This window comes from Actinoallomurus acaciae, from assembly GCF_042429965.1.
Lineage (GTDB): Bacteria > Actinomycetota > Actinomycetes > Streptosporangiales > Streptosporangiaceae > Actinoallomurus > Actinoallomurus acaciae.
Window position 1 is genome coordinate 1 of sequence record NZ_JBHLZP010001254.1, and the last position, 636, is coordinate 636.

Here is a 636-nt window from a genome sequence, read left to right on the forward strand (position 1 = left end):
CTTTTCTCTTCTCGGCTTGCTTAGAACAACGATTATTTCGTTAAGTCTAGTGGTGCCATCTGTAAAATTTACGTAATGTAACGTTCCCTACTCCCCAAATACTACTAGAGAACTACACCAGTGGGGCTACTTGAGTTTAAAACTTACGCGCTCGATATCGCCTACGTAAATATGTCTATGAAAAACTTGTACAGCGCCGCATGGTGGTTACGCGAAGAACTAAAATCGGCCGTATGAAAAAAACAACTCGATAGGTTTTTAACGTACGTAAGTTTTCGATAGCTAACTCATGGTACCGCGTAATGGTGGGCAGTGTTTACTGCAGGCCGATGGAGGAGACCAGAGCCTCTACTTTGGCGATGTAGGCCTTCTGCGCGTCCTCCTTGCTCGTGCCCTTGCGGCCGGACCACGCCTCGAACTTCGCCTTACCCTTGAAGTCCAGCATACCGGGCTTGTTGGCAGGGTCGGCGTCTCCGACGGTGGCCTGCTTGAAGAGTCCGTAGAGCTCAAGCAGATCGTTGTCGCTGGGCAGAGCCTTCAGTTTCTTCACGTTCAGGGCGGCGGCATCGAATTGCTCCTGGAGAGACATGGTGTGTTATTTGTGATGTGGTTACTGTGTAAATGTGCACGACTTGC

At 49.7% G+C, this 636-nt stretch carries 1 protein-coding gene; it reads right to left on the reverse strand.

The genetic code is table 11. The annotated features are described in order from the left end of the window. Positions 1-316 precede the first annotated feature (316 nt). Entirely contained in the window at positions 317-589 is a 273-nt protein-coding gene (locus ACFFNX_RS51935; protein WP_378213889.1) for an acyl-CoA-binding protein, read from the reverse strand. Positions 590-636 lie beyond the last annotated feature (47 nt).